Raw genomic sequence first — 20,754 nt, 5'->3', positions numbered from 1 at the left:
CGTCGCGCTGCGCCGCAGCATCGTCGCCGGTCAGGCCGCGAGCAGAGCCCGCGCGGTCGCCGGATCCGCGACCGTCAGGCCGAGGCCGCGGGCGAGGGCGGCGAGGTCGGCCACCTGCGCGGCGTTGTCGGAGGCGAGGCTGCCGTCCGGACGCCAGAGGTTGTTCTCGAACCCGACCCGGGCGTCGCCCCCCAGCGTCGCGGCGGCGATCAGGCAGGCCGCCTCGCGGGGACCGAAGGCGCAGAGCGACCAGGGCAGGTCGAGGTGGTGGCCCGAGTTCCATGCTGCCAGGAAGGGCAGCAGGTCGGCCGGTTCGGAGCGCTGGCCGGTGCTGTAGCGGCCGAGCACGAACAGCACGCTGGCGCGCTCCAGCGGGATCAGCCCGCGGGCGGCCAGACCCTGGAAGCGCGTGACGTCGCCCGCATCGTACAGGATGTGCTGCACCAGGGTGCCGGCCCGGGCCTGCTCGGCCAGGAAGGCGCCCGCCTCGGCCTCGTCGTCCGGCTCGACGAAGAGTTCGCGCACCGCCACCGAGAAGGCCTCGGGCCGCAGCGCCCGCATGGCGGCCATCTGCTCGGCCGGGGAGAACAGGCCGACCGACTCCGTCGTCACCTGGACGATCATCTCGGCTCCGGCCTCGCGGCGCACCGCCGCGATCGCCGCCCGGTAGCGGTCGACGTCGAGGCTGTGGCGCTCCTCGGCATCGCGCACGTGCAGGTGGATCATCGCCGCGCCCGCCTCGCGGCAGCGCGCGGCGTCGAGCCCGAGTTCGCGCGGGGCGATCGGCAGGGCCGGGTGGTCGGCCTTGGTCCGGCGCGCCCCGTTGGGCGCGACCATGATGATGAGCGGCTTCGTCACGGCTGGTCCTCGGGCTCGGGCGCCACCGGGGTGCGCGCCTTCAGGATGGCGATGAGCGCCCGGTCGCGCCGGGCCTCCAGGTCGGCGATGCCGAGCGATCCGGCCTCGGCCGCGACGCCCGCCGCGATGGCGGCGCGCACCTCCGGCGTCAGGGCCGGCCGGCCCAGGCTCGCCCAGCGCCGCTCCTGGCTCGGCCCGAGATGCTCCAGGTAATGCGCGATGCCGCCCGGACCGCCCCCGAGATGGTAGGTCAGGTGCGGCCCCATCAGGGCCCAACGCAGGCCCGGCCCGTGGCAGAGCGCGGCGTCGATGTCGGCGACGCTCGCCACCCCTTCCGCCACCAGGTTCACCGCCTCCCGGTAGAGGGCCGAGGCGAGCCGGTTGGCGATGTGGCCCGGCATCTCGCGCCGCAGGATCACCGGCCGCCGGCCGAGCCCCCGGTAGAGGGCGGCCGCCCGCGCCGCGACCTGCGCGTCGCCCGCCACGATCTCCACCAGCGGCACGAGGTGGGGCGGGTTGAACGGGTGGGCGACGAGCACCCGCTCCGGCCGCGCGCAATCCGCCACGATGGCGCTGCGCACCAGTGCCGAGGTGCTGCTGGCGATGAGCACCTCGGGCGCCGCCTGCCGGTCGATCTCGGCCAGGAGCGCGCGCTTGAGCGCCTCGTTCTCGGGGGCGTTCTCCTGCACGTACTCGGCCCCCTCCAGGGCCTCCGCCGTGCCGGCCACGAAACGCAGGCGGCCCTCGCCGCGCAGGCCGAGGTCGGCGAGCTGGCGGCGGGCGCTCTCCACGAAGGCGTCGAGGCGCTCCCGCGCCCCGGGCGCCGGATCCGTCGCCGTCACGTCGTGGCCGTGGGCGAGGAACAGCGCCGCCCAGCTCGCGCCCACGGTGCCGCAGCCGATGATGCTCACCCGCACGTCCGCGCTCCTCCCGCAAGCGCGCCCCGCCGGTGCGCAGACCGGTTCGGCGCAGTTCAGACTTATCTCGTCCGGCGGGCGCCGTCGTCCAGCATCCGGCCGGCGCCGCGCGGCGTGCATTGTGCCGGTCGCGTTAGCGAAGCCCTAGGAGTCCGGCGCCTAGGCTGCCGCAGCCGACGCCCGCACGCCGATGATTGCGACTCCGACCTTCCCGGATCTGTCCGCCCTGGTGGTGGACGAGAGCCTCTATATCCGCCGCATCGTGCGCGACATGCTGATGCGCGTGGGCATCAAGCGCGTGCTGGAGGCGCCGGACGGGGCCGAGGCGCTGGGCGTGCTCGCCGAGAGCAAGCCCGACCTCGTGGTGCTCGACTGGGATCTCGCGATCCTGTCGGGCGAGGAGTTCATCCGGCTCGCCCGCACGCCCGCGACCTCGCCCGCCCCGACCGTGCCGATCATCCTCATGCTGGCCCAGCCGCGGCGCAACGTCATCGACCGCGCGGTCAACCTCGGGGTCAACGAGATCATCGCCAAGCCGTTCTCGCCCAAGACCCTGTGGTCGCGCCTGGACGAGGTCATCAACCGCCCGCGCCCCTTCTCGCAGGTCAAGAGCCTGCTGCGGCCCCAGCCCCGCCTGGCGGCCGCCATGAAGGCGTGAGCCGGGGCGTCGTCGCGCGCCGAGGCCCGCATGCAAGACCCGCGTACAAGACCTGCGAACACGCACGAACACGGGTTTGCGTTCTGCCCGCGGGCACGTAAGCTTGCTCTATGACAGCGTTGCCCGTCCCGGACGGCGGGCCTGAAGGATCGTTGGCGTCGTGAGGGACGAGACTGCCGCCCCCGGGCCGGCGCGCGCCGCGGACCGGGGAGAGCCTGCGCGCGCCAGCGCCCCGCTGCTGCGGCGTGAGGCGTCGGCGGTCGGCCATGCCCGGCCGGGCCGCACCACGGCCCCGCAGCCGGGCCGGCGCCGGCTCTACGCGGCCCTGGACCTCGGCACCAACAATTGCCGCCTGCTCATCGCCGAGCCCGCGCCCTACGGCTTCCGGGTGGTCGACGCCTTCTCGCGCATCGTGCGCCTCGGCGAGGGGCTGGGGAGCACCGACCGGCTGAGCGAGGACGCCATCGAGCGCACCGTCGAGGCCCTGGGTGTCTGCCGCGCCAAGATGGACGGCCGCGGCGTGGTGCGGGCCAAGACCATCGCCACCGAGGCCTGCCGGCTCGCCGTGAACGGCCCGGCCTTCGTGGCGCGGGTACGCCGCGAGGTCGGCATCGACCTCGAGATCGTGGACCGGCGCACCGAGGCCTATCTGGCGGTGACGGGCTGCGCCGCGCTCGCCGACCGGCAGGCCGAGTCGGTGGTGATCTTCGATATCGGCGGCGGCTCCACCGAGATCGTCTGGCTCGACGGCAGCGCCGCGCTCGCCCGCAGCGCCGATCCCACCCTGCGCATCCGCGCCTGGGATTCGCTGCCCGTGGGCGTCGTCACGCTCGCGGAGCGCTACGGCGGGGCCGACGTCACCCGGTCGATCTTCGAGGGCATGGTCGAGGACGTCGCCGACAAGCTCACCAAGTTCGCCCTGATGGCCGGCGCCGCCGCCCACGCGCCGCATTTCCACCTGCTCGGCACCTCCGGCACCGTGACGACGCTCGCCGCCATGCACCTGCGCCTGCCCCGCTACGACCGGCGGCGCATCGACGGGCTGTGGATGAGCGACCGGGAGGTCTCGACCGCGATCTCGGACCTCCTCGACACGCGGCTCTCCGAGCGGGCGCGCAACCCCTGCATCGGCCGCGACCGGGCCGACCTCGTGCTCGCCGGCTGCGCCATCCTGGAGGCGATCCGCCGCGCCTTCCCGTCCGAGCGCCTGCGCATCGCCGACCGCGGCCTGCGCGAGGGCCTGCTCATGAACATGATGCGCGAGGACGGCGTCTGGCGCCGCGGCACGCGCCCGGCCTGACGGGGCGCCTCCCGGCCGCCTGACCCGGATGGGGCGCCCCGGCTGTTGGCGGCGGTTTGCGCGTGGTATCCGGCGCTCCCATCTCTCCGCCGACGCCCGGCCGCACGCCCGCGGGATGCCGTGCGAGGCCGGCACGGCTGCGGACGGAGCGAACGGGGAGCCCAGTGGAACGAGGAACCACGTGACCGCGCAGACCGAAGCATCCGGCGACGTCAGCCCGTGGCGGTTCTCCGTGGCGCCGATGATGGACTGGACCGACCGGCATTGCCGGGTCTTCCACCGCCTCCTCTCGGCCCGCGCCCGGCTCTACACCGAGATGGTGACGACCGGCGCCGTGCTGCACGGGCCGCGCGAGCGGCTGCTCGGCTTCTCGCCCGAGGAGCAGCCCGTCGCGCTCCAGCTCGGCGGCTCCGATCCGCAGGACCTCGCGCGGGCGGCCCGCATCGCCGAGGAGTTCGGCTACGCGGAGGTGAACCTCAACGTCGGCTGCCCCTCCGACCGGGTGCAGGACGGGCGCTTCGGCGCCTGCCTGATGCGCGAGCCCGCCCTCGTCGGCGCCTGCGTGGCGGCCATGAAGGGGGCGGTGGGCATCCCCGTCACGGTGAAGTGCCGCATCGGCGTCGACGACCAGGACCCGGGGGCCGCCCTCGACGCGCTAACCCTGGCGGTGCGCGAGGCGGGCGTCGACGCCCTCGTGGTGCACGCCCGCAAGGCGTGGCTCCAGGGCCTCTCCCCGAAGGAGAACCGGGACATCCCGCCCCTCGACTATTCCCGCGTCCACCGCCTGAAGCGCGCCCATCCCGACCTGCCGGTGGCGGTCAACGGCGGCCTGAAGACTCTGGACGAGGCGCAGGGCCAGCTCGCCCATGTCGACGGCGTGATGCTCGGCCGGGCGGCCTATGCGGAGCCGGCGCTGCTGCTCGGCGTCGACCCGCTCCTGTTCGGCGCGCCCGCCCCGGCGGCCGACCCGTTCGCCGCCGTCGAGGCCTATCGGCCCTACATGGCGGCGCGTCTCGCCGAGGGCGTGCGGCTGCACGCCATGACGCGTCACATGCTCGGCCTGTTCAACGGCCGGCCCGGCGCGCGCGGCTTCCGGCGCCACCTCTCCACCGCCGGCATGCGGGCGAGCGCCGGGCTGGAGACCCTGTCGGAGGCCGTGGCGATGGTCTCCCGCGCGGCGCTGGAGGCCGCCGCCTGAGCGGCGGCGTCAGGGCGCGGCGGCCCGCGCCTCCTCGGCCATCGCCCGCCCGCGCGGCCCGTCCTCGGCCTCGTCGGCGAACCAGTGCACGGTGGCCTTCAGGCCCTGCTCCAGCGGCACCTTGGGGCTCCAGCCCAGCACGTCGGAGGCCCGGGTGATGTCCGGGCGGCGGCGCCGGGGATCGTCGACCGGCAGCGGCCGGTGCACCACCGCCGAGCGCGAGCCCGTCATGGCCAGGACCCGCGCCACGAGATTCGCCACGGTCAGTTCCGCCGGATTGCCGAGATTGACCGGCGCGAAGGCGAGCGTGGTGGTGTCGTGCTCCATCAGCCGCACGAGGCCGTCCACGAGGTCGGAGGCGTAGCAGAAGGAGCGGGTCTGCGAGCCGTCCCCGTAGACCGTGATGTCGTCCCCCGACAGCGCCTGGCAGACCACGTTCGAGACCACCCGCCCGTCGTCGGCCCGCATGCGCGGCCCGTAGGTGTTGAAGATCCGCGCCACCCGCACGGCCACCCGGCCGGCGCGGGCGTAGTCGTAGCAGAGCGTCTCGGCGGCGCGCTTGCCCTCGTCGTAGCAGGCGCGCGGGCCGGTCGGGTTGACGTGGCCCCAGTAGCTCTCGGGCTGGGGATGCACCTCCGGATCGCCGTAGACCTCGGAGGTCGAGGCCTGCAGCAGCCGGGCGCCCGCGGCCTCGGCGGTCAGCAGCAGGTGGCGCGTGCCGAGCACGCTGGTGAGCAGGGTGTGCTCCGGGTCGGCTTGGTAATGCGGCGGCGAGGCCGCGCAGGCGAGATTGTAGATCCGGTCGAACTTCTGGCGCCGCAGCGCGGCGGGCAGCGGCCGGACGATGTCGTGCTCCACCACCTCGAAGCGCGGTTCGCGGTCGAGATGGCGCAGGTTGCGGCGCCGGCCGGTGGCGAAGCTGTCGAGGCAGATCACCCGGTCCCCCCGCGCCAGCAGCACGTCGCAGAGATGCGACCCCAGGAAGCCCGCGCCGCCGGCGACCAGGACGAGGGAACTCTTGCGGTGCTCCATGAGGCTTCCTCTCCGGTTCGGCTTGCTCGGGCCGCGCCCATTCGGCCAGGCGCGGGACGCGAGGTACTTACCCCGCACACAACGCACGCATCTAAGCCTTGTTGCGATACACCATGTGAGTATTTGCGCGAGGCGAGGCGGCGATGGTTTCCCAGAGGGCCGCCTCGAGTTCCGCCGCCCGGCAGGCGGCGGTGTGGGAGGCCAGGATACGGATTCGCGCCGCCTGCGCCAGCGCCGCACGCTGCGGCTCGGTGCGGTCGAGGGCGTGCAGCACCGTCTCGGGCCCGTCCGCCACCACGATCTCGCGGCCGGGCGCCAGGATGGTGTCGAGGCCCGGCCAGTCGTCCGACAGGATCGGCGTGCCGCAGGCCGCCGCCTCGAACAGGCGCACGCTCGGGCTGTAGCCGGCCGCCCGCATGTCGGCCCGCGTCACGTTCAGGGTCCAGCGGCTCAAGCTGTAGAAGGCCGGATGATCGGCGGGGCCGACATGCTCGCGCCGCTCGACGTTGTCCGGCCAGGCGATGCCGTCCGGGTATTGCGGCCCGGCCACCACGAAGCGCCGGTGCGGCGCGCGGCGCGCGGGCTCGATCAGGAGCCGCTCCAGCGTCGGCTGCCGGTCGGGGCTGTAGGTGCCGAGATAGGACAGGTCGTAGGCGGGTGCGGCCGCCTGCGGCGCGTAGACGTCGGGATCGACCGAGCAGTAGAGCGCGCGCGCCCGCATCGCCCCGTGCTCGCGCTCCAGCCGCTCCAGCACCGGCCCGCCCGTGAAGGAGAGATAGAGGTCGTAGGCCCGGATCAGGTCGGGGGTGAGGTACTCGTGCTCGCCGCGCGCGAGCTTGGCCAGCGTCACCGGCGTGTCGATGTCGTAGAACGCCGCCACCCCGCCCGCCGCCCGCGCCGCGCCGATCGCCCAGGTGCCGGCCGCGACCCCGTCCGGCACGTAGGAGCCGACGACGACCGCGTCGGCCGCCTCGATCCGCGGGCGCAGGTCGCACAGCTCCCCGAGGTCGCGGTAGAGGACGAGGTCGCAGTAATCGGGCTTGGCGAGGTCGCGGTGGGCGGCGTACCAGGGCACGTCCCGCTCCAGGAACGTCACCCGGTGCCCGCGGGCCGCGAAGGCCCGCAGCAGCGCCCGGTAGGTGGTGGCGTGGCCGTTGCCCCAGGACGAGGACAGGCTGAGGCCCAGCACCACGAGGTCGAGGGTCCGGCTCACGCGACGCTCCGGGCGCGGCGGGCGGCGAGCGCGTCGCGCAGGATCGCATCCACCTGGGCGCCGCGCCGCGCATAGGTGTGCTCGGCCAGGATGCGCCGCCGCCCGGCCTCGCCGATCGCCCGCGCTCGCCCGGGGGTCAGCGCCGCCACCTGCGCCGCCACCTCCGCCCCGTCGCGGGCGACCAGCACCTCCTCGTCAGCCTTGAGGAACATCTCCAGGCCGGTCCAGGCGTCGGTGATCAGGCAGGCCCCCGCGCCCGCCGCCTCGAACACCCGCGTGGCCGGGGACCAGCCGGTCGCCGCCATGGAATCGCGGGCGATGTTGAGCACGGCCGTGGCCGAGCCGTTGAAGGCGTTGTGGTCGCGCGTCGGGACGTGCCCGATGTGGCGCACGTTGGCGGGCAGGTCCCGCGGCTCCCAGCCGTTGCCGCCGAGGAGGAAGCGGCGCTCCGGCAGCCGCGCGGCGGCGTCGAGGAAGAAGTCGCGCACCCGCGCCTCCCGGTCGGGCAGGCGGTTGCCCAGGAAGGCGAGGTCGGCGGCGAAGCGCGGATCGGCCGGCACCGGATGATGCGTGTCGGGATCGAGCGCGTTGTAGACCGGGATGCAGCGATGCGCGCCGAACCCCTCGTAGGCCGCCACCACCGGGGGACCGCCGCCGTAGGTGAGCACGAGGTCGAGTTCGGGCAGGATCCGCCGCAGGGGGTGGTCGGGAGAGGCCCGCATCTCGCTCAGGGTCGCGGGGGCGTCGACGTCCCAGAAGAGCCGGACGGCGTCGGGCCGCGCCGCCCGCGCGAGCCCGGAGAGCAGCAGGTCGTCGAACACGCCGACGCCCGAGGCCTTGACCACCACGTCCGCCCGCGCCGCCTCGGCGATGACGGAGGCCGCCGCCGCCTCGGTGGCCGGGTAGACCCGCACCTCCGCCCAGTCGGGCGGGTCGATGTCCCGGTGCTGCTGCCGGTCGAAGGCGTCCGGCTCGTAGAAGGTGGTGCGCCATCCCCGCCCCGCGAGGTCGCGGATCAGGCCCCGGTAGTAGGTGGCCGCGCCGTTCCAGTACGAGGAGAGAAGGCTGGAGCCGTAGAACGCGATGGTGGTCATGCGGCGTCGCCTTCGGGGTGGTGGGCTGAGGCGCGGGATGCCGGCGCACCGGCCCTCGACCGCTGCGCCCTCTCCGACGGACGAGGCGCGAGGATTTCCTCTGCCGGACGGGGGAGGGGATTGGAGATCCCGCGGGTGTCGTCGGAGGCGGCAGGACCCCGCACGGCGGCGCTCCTCATCCCGCCGCCCTCAGGGTCGGCCGACCGCTGAGCCGCTCGACCGCCGCGAGGAGTTCGGCCGCCCGGTGCGCGCAGGTGTGGCGCGCCCGGACGGTGGCGAGGCCGTGCGCGGAGAGCGCCGCGCGCAGGTCCGGGTCGTGGCGCAGATCCCGCAGGTGGCGGGCCATCGCGGCCTCGTCCGCGGCGACGAGGTAGTCGGTACCGGGGGTGAACAGCCCCTCGGCGTCGCGCCAGGGCGCGCAGACGAGGGGGATGCCGCAGGCCAGGGCCTCGAATACCCGGATGGTGGGGATGCCCGGCAGGGTCTCCACGTAGAAGCGCCGCGGCACGTGCACGGTGGCGAGGTGGCGCGCGAAGATCTCGGGGGCGCGCGCGTTCGGGAGCCAGCCGCGGTAGCGCGCCCCGGCCTGCGCCAGGGCCGCCAGCGCCTCCTCCGGGTAGCGCACGCCCCAGACGTCGAGGGGCAGGCCGGCCTCGCGGGCCGGCCGGAACAGGTAGGCGTCGAGTTCGGCGCTGCGCTCGCCGTCGCCCCAGTTGCCGATCCAGACCAGCCCCTCCCGCGGCCCCTCCGCGGCGGGCGGGCGGAACAGGCGGGTGTCGGCGGCCTCGTGCCAGACGGTGACGCGGTCCCCCCAGCCCCAGCCGCGATAGACCGCCGCCAGGGTCTCGCCGAAGGCCAGCACCCCGTCATAGGCCGAGAGGTCGTAGGCCCGCATCGCCGCCGGATCGCTCACCGCCCGGTGGTGGGTGTCGTGGAACAGGAGCGTGAAGCGCCCGCCCGCTGCCCGTGCGGCCCCGATGCGGGCGACGAGGGCGGGCTCGTTCCACTCGTGCACCAGCACGAGGTCCGCCCCGTCGAGCGAGGCCGCCGGATCGCTGCCGGGCGGATCGATGCGGGAGGTCAGCTCCGGGTAGGCGGCGAGCGAGGCCGCCGCCCCGGCCTCGCCGTGGTCGGCGAGCAGGTTCGCGAGGCTCCAGGCGCCCGCCGGCTCGTGCACCGCCACCTCGTGGCCGAGCGCCATCAGCTCGCGCAGCGTCCCGCGCAGGAAATGCGCGTTGCCGTGGTTCCAGCAGGAGCGCAGGGAATGCGTGAAGACGACGATCCTCACGCGGAGGCTCCGGCGCGCGGCGCGGCCTCCAGCACGCGGCCGTAGGCGGCGAGCACGCCCGCCCCCATCGCCTCGACCGTGAACGCCTCGGCGCGCGCCTTCGCGGCGGCGCCGAGGCGCGCGCGGATCGCCCCATCGCCGACCACCTGCTCGATCGTCCGGGCAAAGCCCGCATCGTCGTCGGCGGGCAGGAAGATCGCGGCCTCGTCCCAGAGTTCGCGGAAGGTCGGGATGTCGGACAGGACGAGGGCGCAGCCGGCGCTCGCGGCCTCCAGCACGCCGAGCCCGAAGGGCTCGTAGCGGGCGGCCGAGACGTAGACCGGGGCGCCCGCGAGCCAGCGGGCCATGTCCTGGTCGCTCAGCCGCCCGAGGCTGCGCAGGTGCCGGGGCACGAAGCAGGCGGCGTTCGGGCCGTCGAGCGGGCCGGCGGCCAGGAAGGGCCGGGGCGCGAGGCGGGCGGCGATCCGGTCCAGGACCGCCGCGTTCTTGCCTTCGTCCCACAGCCGCCCGGCCGTGAAGGCGAACGGGGAGGGGCCGGCGCCCCCCGGCGTGCGGTGGCCCCGCTCGGCGGGGCTGCGCCGGCCGTTCGGCACCACCAGGGGCGGGGCGGTCAGGCCATAGGCGGCGGCGGTGGCCTGCGCGAAGGCCCGCGTCGGCGCCAGCACCGCGTCGGCCCGCCGGTAGCCCTCCCCGGCAAGCTCGGCCCGCCAGGCGAGGTCCGGCGGCAGGGGGCTTGCGCGCATCGCCGCCCACCACGTCGCCACGCAGGAATGCGCGACGGCCACGACCGGCGCCGGGAAGGTCGCGATGGCGGCGAGCGCCGGGCTGTTGAGGTGGACGAGCCCCGCCCCCGACCGCGCGGCCTCCTCGGCCACCCGCCACGCCGCGGCCTCGACCTCCCCGCGCGTCAGCGCCGTCCAGTCGAGGGGCACGCTCATCACCCGCAGGTCCAGGCCCCGGATGGTGCGGGCCGTGCGCAGCTGGTCGGCGGAGGGCTCCGGGCCGAGCACCGCCAGGGTCACGCCGATTCCGCGCCGGTCGAGGTCGAGGGCGAGGTCGAGGGCGTATTGCCAGACGCCGCCCACCGCGTCCGCGGTCATGAACACGGTGAGGGGCGGCGTCCGCGGGGACGCGGCGGTCAGGCCGGGCAGCATGCGGATTCCAGTTCGCTCAAGGAGGCCGGCCGCTCCTCCTGAATGTCGCTGAAGCGGTCGAACTGGCCGAGATAATGGGCGTGCGCCCGCTCCCAGGCCTGCCCGTCCGGCTCGCCCCAGAGGCGCCGGTAGTCGGGGGACGAGGGATAGGGATAGAGGGGCACCGGATCGTTGGCCCAGACCCCCGCGGCGCGAAGCCGCTCCCGCCACGCTGCGACCAGTGCGGGATCGTCGCCCGCCACCTTGATCAGGTTGGCCTGCACGAAGGGCACCGAGCGCCGGGCGTGGATCAGGCGCTCGGCGAGGTCGTCCGTGGAGGCGCGGCAGTTCTTGTCGAGGAGCGCGCGGCCCTCCGCGGTGAGGCTCTCGACCCCGGCCTCGATGGAGACGCAGCCCGCCCGGCCGAGGAGATCGAGCATGTCGGGCTTCCACAGATCGATGCGGGTCTGCACCCCGAAGGCGACCGGGCGCTCCACCAGCGCCTCCAGCAGCGGCTTCTGGGGCAGGAAGATCTCGTCGATGAAGTAGAGGTAGGTCGCCCCTTGCGCGATCAGCCGGTCGATCTCGTCGAGGACGAGGCCGAGGTCGCGGCGGCGGTACTTGTCGCGGAAATCGAGCTTGGCGCAGAAGGTGCAGGTGTAGGGGCAGCCCCGCGAGGCCTCGACCTCCGCGCCCGGCCCGTCCGGCTCGGCGTCGAAGCGGTGGTGGTGGTGGCGGTGGCGGGCGATCCAGGACTCGGGCCAGGACAGGGCCGGCAGGTCGACGAAGCGCGTCGCGGCCGGCCCCCCGGTGACCGCAATCCCGTCTTCGTCCCGGTAGGCCAGGGAGGGCACGCGGCCCGGATCCGTCAGGCCGCCGCCGGCCAGCGCCGCCACCACCTCCTCGCACTCGCCCCGCACCACGAGGTCGCAGCCGAGCTTGGCGAGCGTGGTCTTCGGCGTCACCGAGCCGTGCGGCCCCACCGCCACGGTGCGCCCGCCCCGCCCGTCCAGGGCGTCGAGGAAGGCCCGGGGCACCCGCAGTTCCGGCTGGGCGCAGCGCCAGAACAGGTAGGTCGGGGCCGTCGTCACCACCGTCATGGCGGGGGCGAACTCGGCCACGCGCCCGGCCGTCTCCTCCAGCGTGAGGCCGTCGAGCGCGCCGTCGAGCATCAGCACCTCGTGACCCGCCGCCTCCAGCAGCACCTTGCAGGCGCCGAGCTCGATCGGCAGGTGCGGCGCCCGGCAGCCGAAATAGATGCTCTGCGCGAAGCTCCAGGGCGGGTTGACGAGGGCTGCTCTCAAGACGGGATCCTAACTCGGGTCGCATACTGGGGGTGAGGATCTGAGAGGGAAGTGGCGGCGGCCCCCGCTCCGGCAAGGTCCCTCGCCGAAGTCCTTCCCGATGTCGCCCGGCGGGGGCGCCCCGGTCCTGGTCGGTCAGGCGCCGGAGACCGCCGCGGCCGTCCGCCGGGGCTCGGCCGCCGTGTCGGGCAGCGCGATGCCCCGCATCTCGGCGAGCCAGGCGGCGAGCCGCGCGAGGCCCCGGCGCCACGGCAGCGGGGGCGCGAGGCCGAGATCCGCCGCGATCCGTCGGGTGTCGGAGACGTAGTAGCGCTGATCGCCCGCCCGCCAGTCGTGGAACGAGAGGTCGAGGGGGCGGCCGACGAGGTCGCCGATCGCCCCGAGCACCTGCCGCAGGCTCACGGCGTTCGCCGGCCCGCCGCCGAGATTGTAGGCCCGGCCCCCGACCGTGCCGATCCGCGCCAGCACCGCCCGGTAGGCCGCGACCGCGTCCGACACGTCGAGCACGTCGCGCACCTGGCAGCCGTCGCCGTAGATCGCGATCGGCTCGCCTGCGAGCGCCCGGATCAGGAAGTGGGCGACCCAGCCCTGGTCCTCGGTGCCCATCTGGCGCGGGCCGTAGATGCAGCTCATCCGCAGCACGCAGGTCGGCACCCCGAAGCTGCGGGCATAGTCGAGCACGTACTGGTCGGCGCCGCCCTTCGAGCAGCCGTAGGGGGTGTGGAAGTCGAGCGGCCGGTCCTCGCCGATGCCGTGGCGGTGGAGGAAGTCGTTGGCCGGCCGGTAGGCCTCCCCCTCGCGCCGCAGGGCGAGGTCGGCGAGGTCGCCGTAGACCTTGTTGGTGGAGGCGAAGATCAGCGGGACCGGATCCGGGCGGCGGCGCAGCCCTTCGAGCAGGTGGAGCGTCGCCCCGAGATTGACCTCGAAATCCGCCGTCGGCTCGGTCAGGCTCGTCGTCACGGCGACCTGCGCGGCGAGGTGGAAGACCGCCTCGGCCTCGGCGGCGGCGGCCGCGAGGCTGTCGCGGTCGCGCACATCCGCCACCACCGCGGCGATCCGGCGGGGATGGCGGGCCTTGAGCCAGTCGAGGTTGGCCGCCACGCCCGGGCGCAGCAGGGCGTCGTAGATCAGGACGTCGTGCCCCTCGCCGGCCAGCGCGTCCGCCAGATTGGCGCCGATGAAGCCCGCCCCGCCCGTGATGAGGATCGGCCGCCGGCCGCGATGGCCGCTCATGCGACGAGTCCGTGCTTCTCGAGTTCGCGGCGCGCCTCCGCCACCCGATCCTGCGCGTCCTCCTGCGCGGCCACCCAGGCGGCGAGTTCGGCGAGCCCGTCGGCGAAGCCGCGCCGGGGCGCGTAGCCGAGTTCGGTCCGGGCCTTGGCGATGTCGGGGATGCAGTGGCGGATGTCGCCCGCCCGCTGCTTGCCGGCGATCTCGGGCACGAGGTCGGTGCGGCCCATGGCGCGGGCGAGGAGCTGGGCCACCTCGCGCACCGAACGGTGCTCCCCGGAGCCGATGTTGTAGACCTGCCCCGCGGCCTCCCGCCGGTCGAGGGCGAGCAGGAAGGCCTGCGCCACGTCGTCGACCTGCACGAAGTCGCGCCGCTGGTGCCCGTCCTCGAAGATCACCGGCGGCGCCCCGTTGTGCAGGCGCGAGGCGAAGATCGCGAGCACGCCCGTATAGGGGTTCGAGAGCGCCTGTCCCGGCCCGTAGACGTTCCACAGCCGCAAGGCCACGCCCTCCATGCCGTAGGCGGGGGCGAGCATCAGCGTCAGGCGCTCCTGGGCGTATTTCGACAGGGCGTAGACGGAGGCGAGGTCCGGGCGCTTCCACTCCGGGGTCGGCACGGGCTGCAGGGGCTGCCCGTCCGCGTCGAGCGGGTCCCAGGGGGCGTCCGGCCCGGAGCGGGGCGTGCGCACCGCGTTCTCGATCAGCCGTCCCTCGGCATCGCGGTAGAGGCCTTCGCCGTAGACGCTCATCGAGGAGGCGACCACGACCCGGCGCACCGGGTGCTCGATCAGGGCCTGAAACAGCACCGCGGTGCCGAGGTCGTTGACCGAGACGTAGCGCTCGACCGCGTACATGCTCTGCCCCACCCCGACCTCGGCGGCGAGGTGGATCACCGCGTCGGCCCCCCGGAGGACGCGGGCGACGGCGGCGGGATCGCGCACGTCGCCCCGGTGCAGCTCGACCCCGTCCGGCATCTCCGCGGGGTCGGCGGCGCCGTGAACCTGCTCGATGAGGCTGTCGAGGACGCGGACCCGGTCTCCCCGCGCGATCAGGGCCCGGGCGACCGCCCGGCCGATGAACCCGGCCCCGCCGGTGATCAGGATGGTCTGCGTCACGCTCCCGCCTTTCTCGCACCGGCCCGGACCGGGCCGTGAGGCATACATCCCTCCTGTATGCGTCCCGCTTGTATGTAAGTACCTCGATCGGGACGGACAGCCCCCCGCTGCGCGGTATCGCGCGGGGCGGGCGGATCGGCGGCGGGCGTGGTGACGCGCGGAACCCCGCTCCGGCCGGGGAGAAAGGGCCCCTGCGCGGCGCGTCATGCCCACGGCGTCATCGTTCTGGCGTCATTCAGGTCAATCCCGGTAGGCATTGCGACAGCTGCCGCTGCGGTGGCGTCCGTCGCGCGGCCTGCCGTCCGATGCCGCATCGTCCGCCGGCCCGCCCGGTTCGGGGTCCATCCCCCGCGACCGGGAGGCGCTCTTCCCCTGGATCGAGTTCCGCCGTCCCATGTCGTTCCCATCCCCGCCGACCGACGCGACGCTGCTGCGCCGGCGCCTCGCCCTCGCGCTCCCGACCCTCGCGACCGCGGGCGCGACGGCCTGGCTCGCCGCCCTGGCCACGGGCTGGCCGGACGGCCTCCTCGACGGCGCGGTGCTGGTGCTGTTCTGCCTCGTGATGACGTGGCAGGCCTACATCGCGTGGCAGTACATCTACGGCGCGGTGGCGGCGGGGCTCGGGCGGCGGGTGATGTCGGCGGTCGAGATTGCCGCCGAGACCGCCTCGCCGGCCCCGACCGGGCGCAGCCGCACCGCCGTGCTGGTGGCGATCCACGCGGAGGATGCCGCGGCGGTGTTCGCGGCGATCCGGGTGATGGCCCGCTCCCTCGCCCGCACCGGCGGGGACGGGCGCGACCTCGACATCTTCGTCCTCAGCGACACGCGCGATCCCGCCATCGCGGCGGCGGAGGAGCGCGAATTCGCCCGCGCCCAGGCGTGGCGCGGGGAGAGCGGCCCGGGCCTGCCGCGGCTGCGCTACCGGCGGCGGGCCGACAATGCCGGCCGCAAGGCCGGCAACATCGCGGAGTTCTGCGAGACCTACGGGGACGAATACGATTTCATGATCGTGCTCGACGCCGACAGCCTGATGAGCGGGGCCACCATGCGCCGGATGATCCGGCTGATGGAGGACAATCCGCGCGTCGGGCTGATCCAGACCGTGAGCTACGCGGCCGGGCGCGACACCCTGTTCGCCCGCATCCAGCAATTCGCCGTGCGCCTCTACGCACCGCTGTCGATCCGCGCGCTCGACACGTGGCAGGGGCCGGACGGCAGCTACTGGGGCCACAACGCCATCCTGCGCGTGCGCGCCTTCGCGGACAGCGCCGACCTGCCGGTGCTGCCGGGCTGTGCGCCGCTCGGGGGCGAGATCCTCTGCCACGACACGGTCGAGGGCGCGCTCTTCCGGCGCGCCGGCTGGGAGCTGCGCCTCCTGCCGGAGGAGGGCGGCACCTGGGAGGAGATGCCGACCAACCTCGTCGATCTGCTCGGCCGGGAGCGGCGCTGGTGCCAGGGCAACCTCCAGCATCTCGGCGTGCTCGGCACGCCGGGCCTCACCGCCGGCAGCCGCTGGCACCTCCTCGTCGGCATCCTGTCCTATCTCGCCTCGCCGCTCTGGGTCGCCTTCCTGGCGCTGGGCACGTGGCAGGCGGCGGCGAGCGGGGATCTCGGCCTCCTCGCCTACGGCCTCACCGGCGACGGCCCGGCCGCGCACGCCCTCGCGGCGCTGACCGTGGCGGTGCTCGCCGCCCCCAAGGTCCTGAGCCTCGCCCACGTGCTCCTCAGCCCCGCCCGGCGGCGCGCCTTTGGGGGCTTTTGGCGGCTGATGGCCAGCGCCGCCCTGGAGCAGGGGCTGTGGGTGCTGCTGTGGCCGGTGCTGACGCTGTTCAACGCGGGCGCCGTCCTCACCACCTTCGCGGGACGCGTGGTGCGCTGGGACGCGCAGGTGCGCGACGACCGCCGGGTGCCCTGGCGCGAGGCGTGCCGCCTGCAGGTCGACGCGCTGGCCGCGGGCGCGCTGCTCGCCGGGTCGCTCGCGGTCGCGGGCGACCCGCTGCTGGCCCTGTGGATGGCGCCGGTCGCGGCCGGCCTCCTGCTCAGCCCGGCCCTGAGCGTGCTCACCAGCCGGGCCGATCTCGGCACCCGCGCCCGCCGCCGCGGCCTCTTCCTGACCGTCGACGACACCGCCCAGGCGCCGGAACTGCGCGACCTCGCGGCGGCCCGTGCGGGCGTGCCGCCGCCCGTCCCGCTGCCGGCGCGCCCGCGCCAGGTCCAGGCCGGCGGTCAGGCGCCGGTCTGGCTCTCGACCACCACGGACGACGCGGCCGCCTCCCCGCCGCGCTGAGCCTCATCCGCCCCCGCGGCGGCGGATTGGCGCACGATGCGGCGACGGGACCGGCGTCACGGCCCTGTGCCCGCCCTCAGCGCGCGGGCTTGCCGAGCACCTTGAGCGGATCGGTGCGCTGGCTCGCCGAGGGCTCGTCGGTCAGCTTGGTGCCGCTCGACGTATTGGCCTCGGCGCCGGTGCTGCCGGTGGTGGCGGGGCCGGCGCCCGCGCCGCCCGGGGCGATGCCGCTGGCGAGTTCGAGGCAGGTGAGCATCTCGACGTAGCTCGGGAAGCCGCCGGCCCTCGATTGCTGCGAGCATTGCCGCTTGGCGGCCGACGGGAAGCTGCCCCAGCGCTTGCGCAGGTCGTCGCCCGCTTGGCGCTCGGAGCGCAGGCAGCCGTCGGAGCCGGTCTCGTTGCTGACGGCGGTGCGGCCGGGCGACTCGCAGGTCGCGCGGATGTCGAGGTTCGGCGGACCGTCCGCGGCGGCAAGGACGAGGTGCGCGCCGAGGAGCGCGAAGGGAAGGGCGGCAGGCATGGCGGGCCTCGGGTGCTGGCTCGGCATCTGGCGAGCTTTGCAGCGGAAACGCGCCGCCCCGCCGATCGGTTCACCGCGACGGGGATTCGACCCGACCAAGCGGCTCCGGCCGCGCTACCGGCCCGCCCCCAGCGACCGGTCGAGATCCGCGTAGAGATCGTCCGGATCCTCGATGCCGACCGAGAGGCGCAGGAGGTCCGGCGGGCAGGGCGTGCCGGGCCCCTCCACCGAGGCGCGGTGCTCGATCAGGCTCTCGACGCCGCCGAGGGAGGTGGCGCGCTTCCACAGCGCCACGCGGGCGGCGGCCGCGATGGCGGCGGATTCGCCGCCCTTCACCCGGATCGACAGCATGGTGCCGAAGCCGCCCTCCATCTGCCGGGCCGCCACCGCGTGGCCCGGATGGCCGGGCAGGCCCGGATAGAGCACGCCGGCGACCTCCGGGTGCTCCGAGAGGCGCCGCGCGAGGGCGGCGGCGCCCGCCATCTGGGCCGCGATGCGCAGGTGCAGGGTGCGCATCCCGCGCAGCAGCAGGTAGGCCTCGAACGGCCCGAGGATCGCCCCCTGGCTCGCGCGCACCCGCTGGATGCGGGTCCAGAACGCATCCGCCCGCGCCCCCGCCAGCGCCCCCGCGATCACGTCGGAATGGCCGTTGAGCACCTTGGTGGCCGCGTGCATCACCACGTCCGCGCCGAGCGCCAGCGGGCGGGTGACCACCGGCGAGGCGACGGTGGAATCCACCGCGAGCCGCGCGCCCGCCGCGTGGGCGATCTCGGCCGCCGCCGCGATGTCGGTGACGGTCCAGAGCGGGTTCGAGGGTGTTTCCAGCCAGACGAGCTTGGTCTCGCCCGGGCGCATGGCAGCCTTCAGCGCCGGAAGGTCGTCGGTGGCGACGAAATCGACCCTCAGGCCCCAGCGCGTCGCTTCCTCGGCGAGCCAGCGGCGCAGCGCCCAGTACATCACCGTGGGCGCCACCACGTGGTCGCCCGGATCGAGGGCCGCGAACACGGCGGTGGCCGCCGCCATGCCGGAGCCGAACAGCAGCGCCCCGGCCTCGGCCTCCTCCAGCATCGCCAGCACGCCCTCGGCCTCGCGCACCGTGGCGTTGTCCGGCCGGCCGTAGACGAAGCCCGAGCTGTACTGGTTGTCGGGATCGCGGATGTAGGTGGTGGCGAGGTGGATCGGCTGCACCACCGCCTTCGTCACCGGCTCGACATGGCCCAGCGCCTGGGCGGCGAGGCTGCGCTTCGACCAGGCGGAGGGTGGGGTCTGGCGGCTCATGGCGGGCTCCTGCGGGGATGCGGCAACGCCACGCCCTTGCAGAACGGGGGGGTGCGCGCAAGGTCGGTCGCATTCCCTCATGAGATCCCCGTCATGCGAGCCGAGAGCCCGATCCGCGCACCCGTCCTGCCGGCCCTGCCGCGCCTCCTCGCCGCCGTGCTGCCGGTGCTGCTGGCCGCCTCCACCGGACCGATCTTCACCACGCCCAACATCCCGACCTGGTACGCGGGCCTCGCCAAGCCGGACTTCACGCCGCCGAACTGGCTCTTCCCGGTCGCCTGGACGATCCTCTACGCCCTGATGGCCCTCGCCTGCTGGCGCGTGCTCGGCACCGCGCCGGTCCCCGGCGAGGCGCGGCGCACCCGCCGCCTCGCCCTCGCGGCCTTCTTCCTCCAGCTCGCCCTCAACGCCGCCTGGACCCCGGTGTTCTTCGGCGCCCACGACATCCTGGGCGGGCTCGTGGTCATCGTCGCCCTGCTGGTGATGATCCTGTGGACGATCCGGCTGGTCTGGCCCCTCGACCGGCCCGCCGCCCTGATGCTCCTGCCCTACGCCGGCTGGGTCTCCTACGCGACGCTGGTCAATGCGGCGGTGTGGCGGATGAACTGATCGCCCAACGACGAGAGCCCCCTCCGGGGAGGGGGCTCTGTGTCCGACTGGGGGCCTCAGTTGCTCGCGAGGCGCGGGATCGGGTCGACCGGGGTCGCGCCCTTGCGGATCTCGAAGTGCAGCTGCGGCGAGGTCACGTTGCCGGACGAGCCGGACTTGGCGATCGTCTGGCCCCGCTTCACCTTCTCGCCGGGGCGCACCTCGATCTCGCCGTTATGGGCGTAGGCCGAGACGTAGCCGTTGGCGTGGCGCACCAGCACCAGCTTGCCGTAGCCCTTCACGTCGCTGCCCGCATAGGCGACCGTGCCCTCCTCGGCGGCCTTCACCGGCGTGCCCTCGGGGAGCGCGATGTTGATGCCCTCGTTGCCGCTCGATCCGTAGCCGGCGATCACCCGGCCGCGGGCCGGCCAGCGGAAGGCGGCCTCCTCGGCGGCGGGCGCCGGGTCGGGCTTCGGCTCGGCCTTGGGCTCCGGCTTGGGCTCGACCTTGGGCGGCTCGACCTTGGCCACGGGCTTGGGTGCCTCGACGGCTTTCTTGGCCTCGGCCTTCGGCTCCTCGGGCTTGGCCTTCGGGGCTTCGAGCTTGGCGACCTTCTCGACGGGCTTCTTCGGCTCGGGCTTGGGCTCCGGCTTGGGCTCGGCCTTGGCGACGGCCTTCGGTTCGGGCTTGGGCTCGACCTTGGCGACGGGCTTGGGCTCCGGCTTGGGCTCCGGCTTGGCCGCGACCTTCTCGGCGGGCTTCTTCGGCTCGGGCTTCGTCTCCTTCACCTCCGCCTTCGCGGTCCGGACGGGCTCGGCCGGCCGGGTGTTGAGCTTGGCGGCGCGCTCGGCGGCGGCCGGCTTGACCGGGACCGGCGCGGCCTGGCCCGGGCGGACCGGCGCCTTGCGCTCGGGCGTCTCGGCGACCTTGCGGGTCGGCTCCACCGAGGCGACCCGGACGGGCTCAGCCTTGGCCGGCTCGGGCTTGCTGATCTCGATCCTGCGCGGCTCGGGCCGGGAATCGGGCTTCGATTCGGGCTTGGGCTGCTGCAGCACCATGCGGGGCTGAGGCGCGGCCGGGGCGACGCGCGGCGTCAGCGCGGCGGAGCCGCCGGCGTCGTAGACCGGGATCACGATCTGCCGGCCGGGCGTGATCTGGCTCGCGCCCGACAGGCCGTTCGCCGACAGGATCGCGCTCGTCGGCACGCCGAAACGGGTCGAGAGCTGGTTGAGCGTGTCGCCCTGGCCGACTGTGATGGTGGTGCCGCCCCGGGCGGTCCAGCCGCCGGCGGCGCTGGTGACCGGGGCCGTCGAGGCGACGACGCGCGGGCTCTGGGGCGCGGTCTGGGGCGCCTGGGTGGCGCGGCCGGAGAGCGGCATCGGGCCGGCGCCCGGCGCGGGCAGCGCCTCGGAGCGGATCGGCGAGGCGCGCAGGGGGGCGGCGACGGCCTCGCCCTCGGGCAGGCTGCCGGTGGCGCCCGGCTCCGGGCTCGCCGTGCTGGCCGAGAACGGATTGGTGAAAGGATCACTCAAGCGCAGCGTGTCGGAGCTGCAGGCTGCCGACGCACCCCCGATCAGACCGATGAGAGCGAAGCGCGACAGCGTCCGCATCCCGTTCCCAGCCCCACGATCCCGCATCGACGCACCCGCACATACACGCAACCCGATGGAGGGAATTCAAATCCCATTCAGGTTAAGCTTCCGTTGCGGGCGCGGGATCGCCAGTAAGGATGCGCGGCCGA

The 20,754-nt window shown here is 74.6% G+C and carries 18 protein-coding genes; 5 read left to right on the top strand and 13 right to left on the bottom strand.

What is annotated here, in order from left to right:
* Positions 1 to 30 precede the first annotated feature (30 nt).
* Positions 31 to 858, bottom strand: coding sequence for a beta-keto acid cleavage family enzyme (locus MFF61_RS15060; RefSeq protein ID WP_238235883.1), 828 nt, complete (start codon positions 856 to 858; stop codon positions 31 to 33).
* Positions 855 to 1,775 carry a 3-hydroxyacyl-CoA dehydrogenase NAD-binding domain-containing protein gene (locus tag MFF61_RS15055; protein WP_238235882.1) on the bottom strand — a complete coding sequence of 307 codons (921 nt, stop codon included), beginning with the start codon at positions 1,773 to 1,775 and terminating at the stop codon, positions 855 to 857. The genes MFF61_RS15060 and MFF61_RS15055 overlap by 4 nt, the downstream gene beginning before the upstream one ends.
* 190 nt (positions 1,776 to 1,965) lie before the next feature.
* Here MFF61_RS15055 and MFF61_RS15050 point away from each other — a divergent pair, with 190 nt between their 5' ends.
* From MFF61_RS15050 to dusA, 3 genes are all read left to right on the top strand, one after another.
* The gene (locus tag MFF61_RS15050) at positions 1,966 to 2,433 is read left to right on the top strand and encodes a response regulator (protein ID WP_238235881.1); all 468 of its coding nucleotides are present in this window, start codon (positions 1,966 to 1,968) and stop codon (positions 2,431 to 2,433) included.
* Between the two features lie 160 nt (positions 2,434 to 2,593).
* Positions 2,594 to 3,733 carry a Ppx/GppA phosphatase family protein gene (locus tag MFF61_RS15045; protein ID WP_238235880.1) on the top strand — a complete coding sequence of 380 codons (1,140 nt, stop codon included), beginning with the start codon at positions 2,594 to 2,596 and terminating at the stop codon, positions 3,731 to 3,733.
* Between the two features lie 181 nt (positions 3,734 to 3,914).
* A complete protein-coding gene (gene dusA, locus MFF61_RS15040; RefSeq protein ID WP_283206002.1) occupies positions 3,915 to 4,931 on the top strand; it encodes a tRNA dihydrouridine(20/20a) synthase DusA in 1,017 nt (338 codons plus the stop codon).
* A 9-nt stretch (positions 4,932 to 4,940) separates the two neighbouring features.
* On the opposite strand, the gene MFF61_RS15035 is transcribed toward dusA, so the two are convergent.
* The 8 genes from MFF61_RS15035 to MFF61_RS15000 form a co-directional block, all read right to left on the bottom strand.
* Positions 4,941 to 5,963: a UDP-glucuronic acid decarboxylase family protein gene (locus MFF61_RS15035; protein ID WP_238235879.1), complete on the bottom strand. Its 1,023-nt coding sequence runs from the start codon at positions 5,961 to 5,963 to the stop codon at positions 4,941 to 4,943.
* A 91-nt stretch (positions 5,964 to 6,054) separates the two neighbouring features.
* Positions 6,055 to 7,176 (bottom strand): CgeB family protein, encoded by a 1,122-nt coding sequence (locus MFF61_RS15030; protein ID WP_238235878.1) that lies wholly within the window; start codon positions 7,174 to 7,176, stop codon positions 6,055 to 6,057.
* The gene (locus MFF61_RS15025) at positions 7,173 to 8,270 is read right to left on the bottom strand and encodes a CgeB family protein (protein ID WP_238235877.1); all 1,098 of its coding nucleotides are present in this window, start codon (positions 8,268 to 8,270) and stop codon (positions 7,173 to 7,175) included. The genes MFF61_RS15030 and MFF61_RS15025 overlap by 4 nt, the downstream gene beginning before the upstream one ends.
* 175 nt (positions 8,271 to 8,445) lie before the next feature.
* A complete protein-coding gene (locus MFF61_RS15020) occupies positions 8,446 to 9,558 on the bottom strand; it encodes a CgeB family protein (protein WP_238235876.1) in 1,113 nt (370 codons plus the stop codon).
* The gene (locus tag MFF61_RS15015; RefSeq protein WP_238235875.1) at positions 9,555 to 10,712 is read right to left on the bottom strand and encodes a glycosyltransferase family 4 protein; all 1,158 of its coding nucleotides are present in this window, start codon (positions 10,710 to 10,712) and stop codon (positions 9,555 to 9,557) included. Before MFF61_RS15015 ends, MFF61_RS15020 begins: the two co-directional genes overlap by 4 nt.
* Positions 10,697 to 11,995, bottom strand: coding sequence for a TIGR04295 family B12-binding domain-containing radical SAM protein (locus MFF61_RS15010; protein ID WP_238235874.1), 1,299 nt, complete (start codon positions 11,993 to 11,995; stop codon positions 10,697 to 10,699). The genes MFF61_RS15015 and MFF61_RS15010 overlap by 16 nt, the downstream gene beginning before the upstream one ends.
* Before the next feature lie 135 nt (positions 11,996 to 12,130).
* Entirely contained in the window at positions 12,131 to 13,228 is a 1,098-nt protein-coding gene (locus tag MFF61_RS15005; protein ID WP_238235873.1) for an SDR family NAD(P)-dependent oxidoreductase, read from the bottom strand.
* Entirely contained in the window at positions 13,225 to 14,388 is a 1,164-nt protein-coding gene (locus MFF61_RS15000; RefSeq protein ID WP_373324704.1) for an NAD-dependent epimerase/dehydratase family protein, read from the bottom strand. The genes MFF61_RS15005 and MFF61_RS15000 overlap by 4 nt, the downstream gene beginning before the upstream one ends.
* Positions 14,389 to 14,734: 346 nt before the next feature.
* On the opposite strand from MFF61_RS15000, the gene mdoH reads away from it, so the two are divergent.
* Positions 14,735 to 16,627: a glucans biosynthesis glucosyltransferase MdoH gene (gene mdoH / locus MFF61_RS14995; protein ID WP_238235871.1), complete on the top strand. Its 1,893-nt coding sequence runs from the start codon at positions 14,735 to 14,737 to the stop codon at positions 16,625 to 16,627.
* A 76-nt stretch (positions 16,628 to 16,703) separates the two neighbouring features.
* Here mdoH and MFF61_RS14990 read toward each other — a convergent pair whose 3' ends face one another.
* Together MFF61_RS14990 and MFF61_RS14985 are read right to left on the bottom strand one after the other, a co-directional pair.
* Positions 16,704 to 17,147 (bottom strand): hypothetical protein, encoded by a 444-nt coding sequence (locus MFF61_RS14990; protein ID WP_238235870.1) that lies wholly within the window; start codon positions 17,145 to 17,147, stop codon positions 16,704 to 16,706.
* A gap of 114 nt (positions 17,148 to 17,261) precedes the next feature.
* Positions 17,262 to 18,425 (bottom strand): trans-sulfuration enzyme family protein, encoded by a 1,164-nt coding sequence (locus MFF61_RS14985; protein ID WP_238235869.1) that lies wholly within the window; start codon positions 18,423 to 18,425, stop codon positions 17,262 to 17,264.
* A gap of 93 nt (positions 18,426 to 18,518) precedes the next feature.
* Here MFF61_RS14985 and MFF61_RS14980 point away from each other — a divergent pair, with 93 nt between their 5' ends.
* The gene (locus tag MFF61_RS14980) at positions 18,519 to 19,034 is read left to right on the top strand and encodes a TspO/MBR family protein (protein WP_238235868.1); all 516 of its coding nucleotides are present in this window, start codon (positions 18,519 to 18,521) and stop codon (positions 19,032 to 19,034) included.
* A 56-nt stretch (positions 19,035 to 19,090) separates the two neighbouring features.
* Here MFF61_RS14980 and MFF61_RS14975 read toward each other — a convergent pair whose 3' ends face one another.
* A complete protein-coding gene (locus tag MFF61_RS14975; RefSeq protein WP_238235867.1) occupies positions 19,091 to 20,650 on the bottom strand; it encodes a peptidoglycan DD-metalloendopeptidase family protein in 1,560 nt (519 codons plus the stop codon).
* Positions 20,651 to 20,754 lie beyond the last annotated feature (104 nt).

This window comes from Methylobacterium isbiliense (assembly GCF_022179325.1).
Lineage (GTDB): Bacteria > Pseudomonadota > Alphaproteobacteria > Rhizobiales > Beijerinckiaceae > Methylobacterium > Methylobacterium isbiliense.
This window is presented reverse-complemented; position numbering and strand designations above follow the sequence as displayed.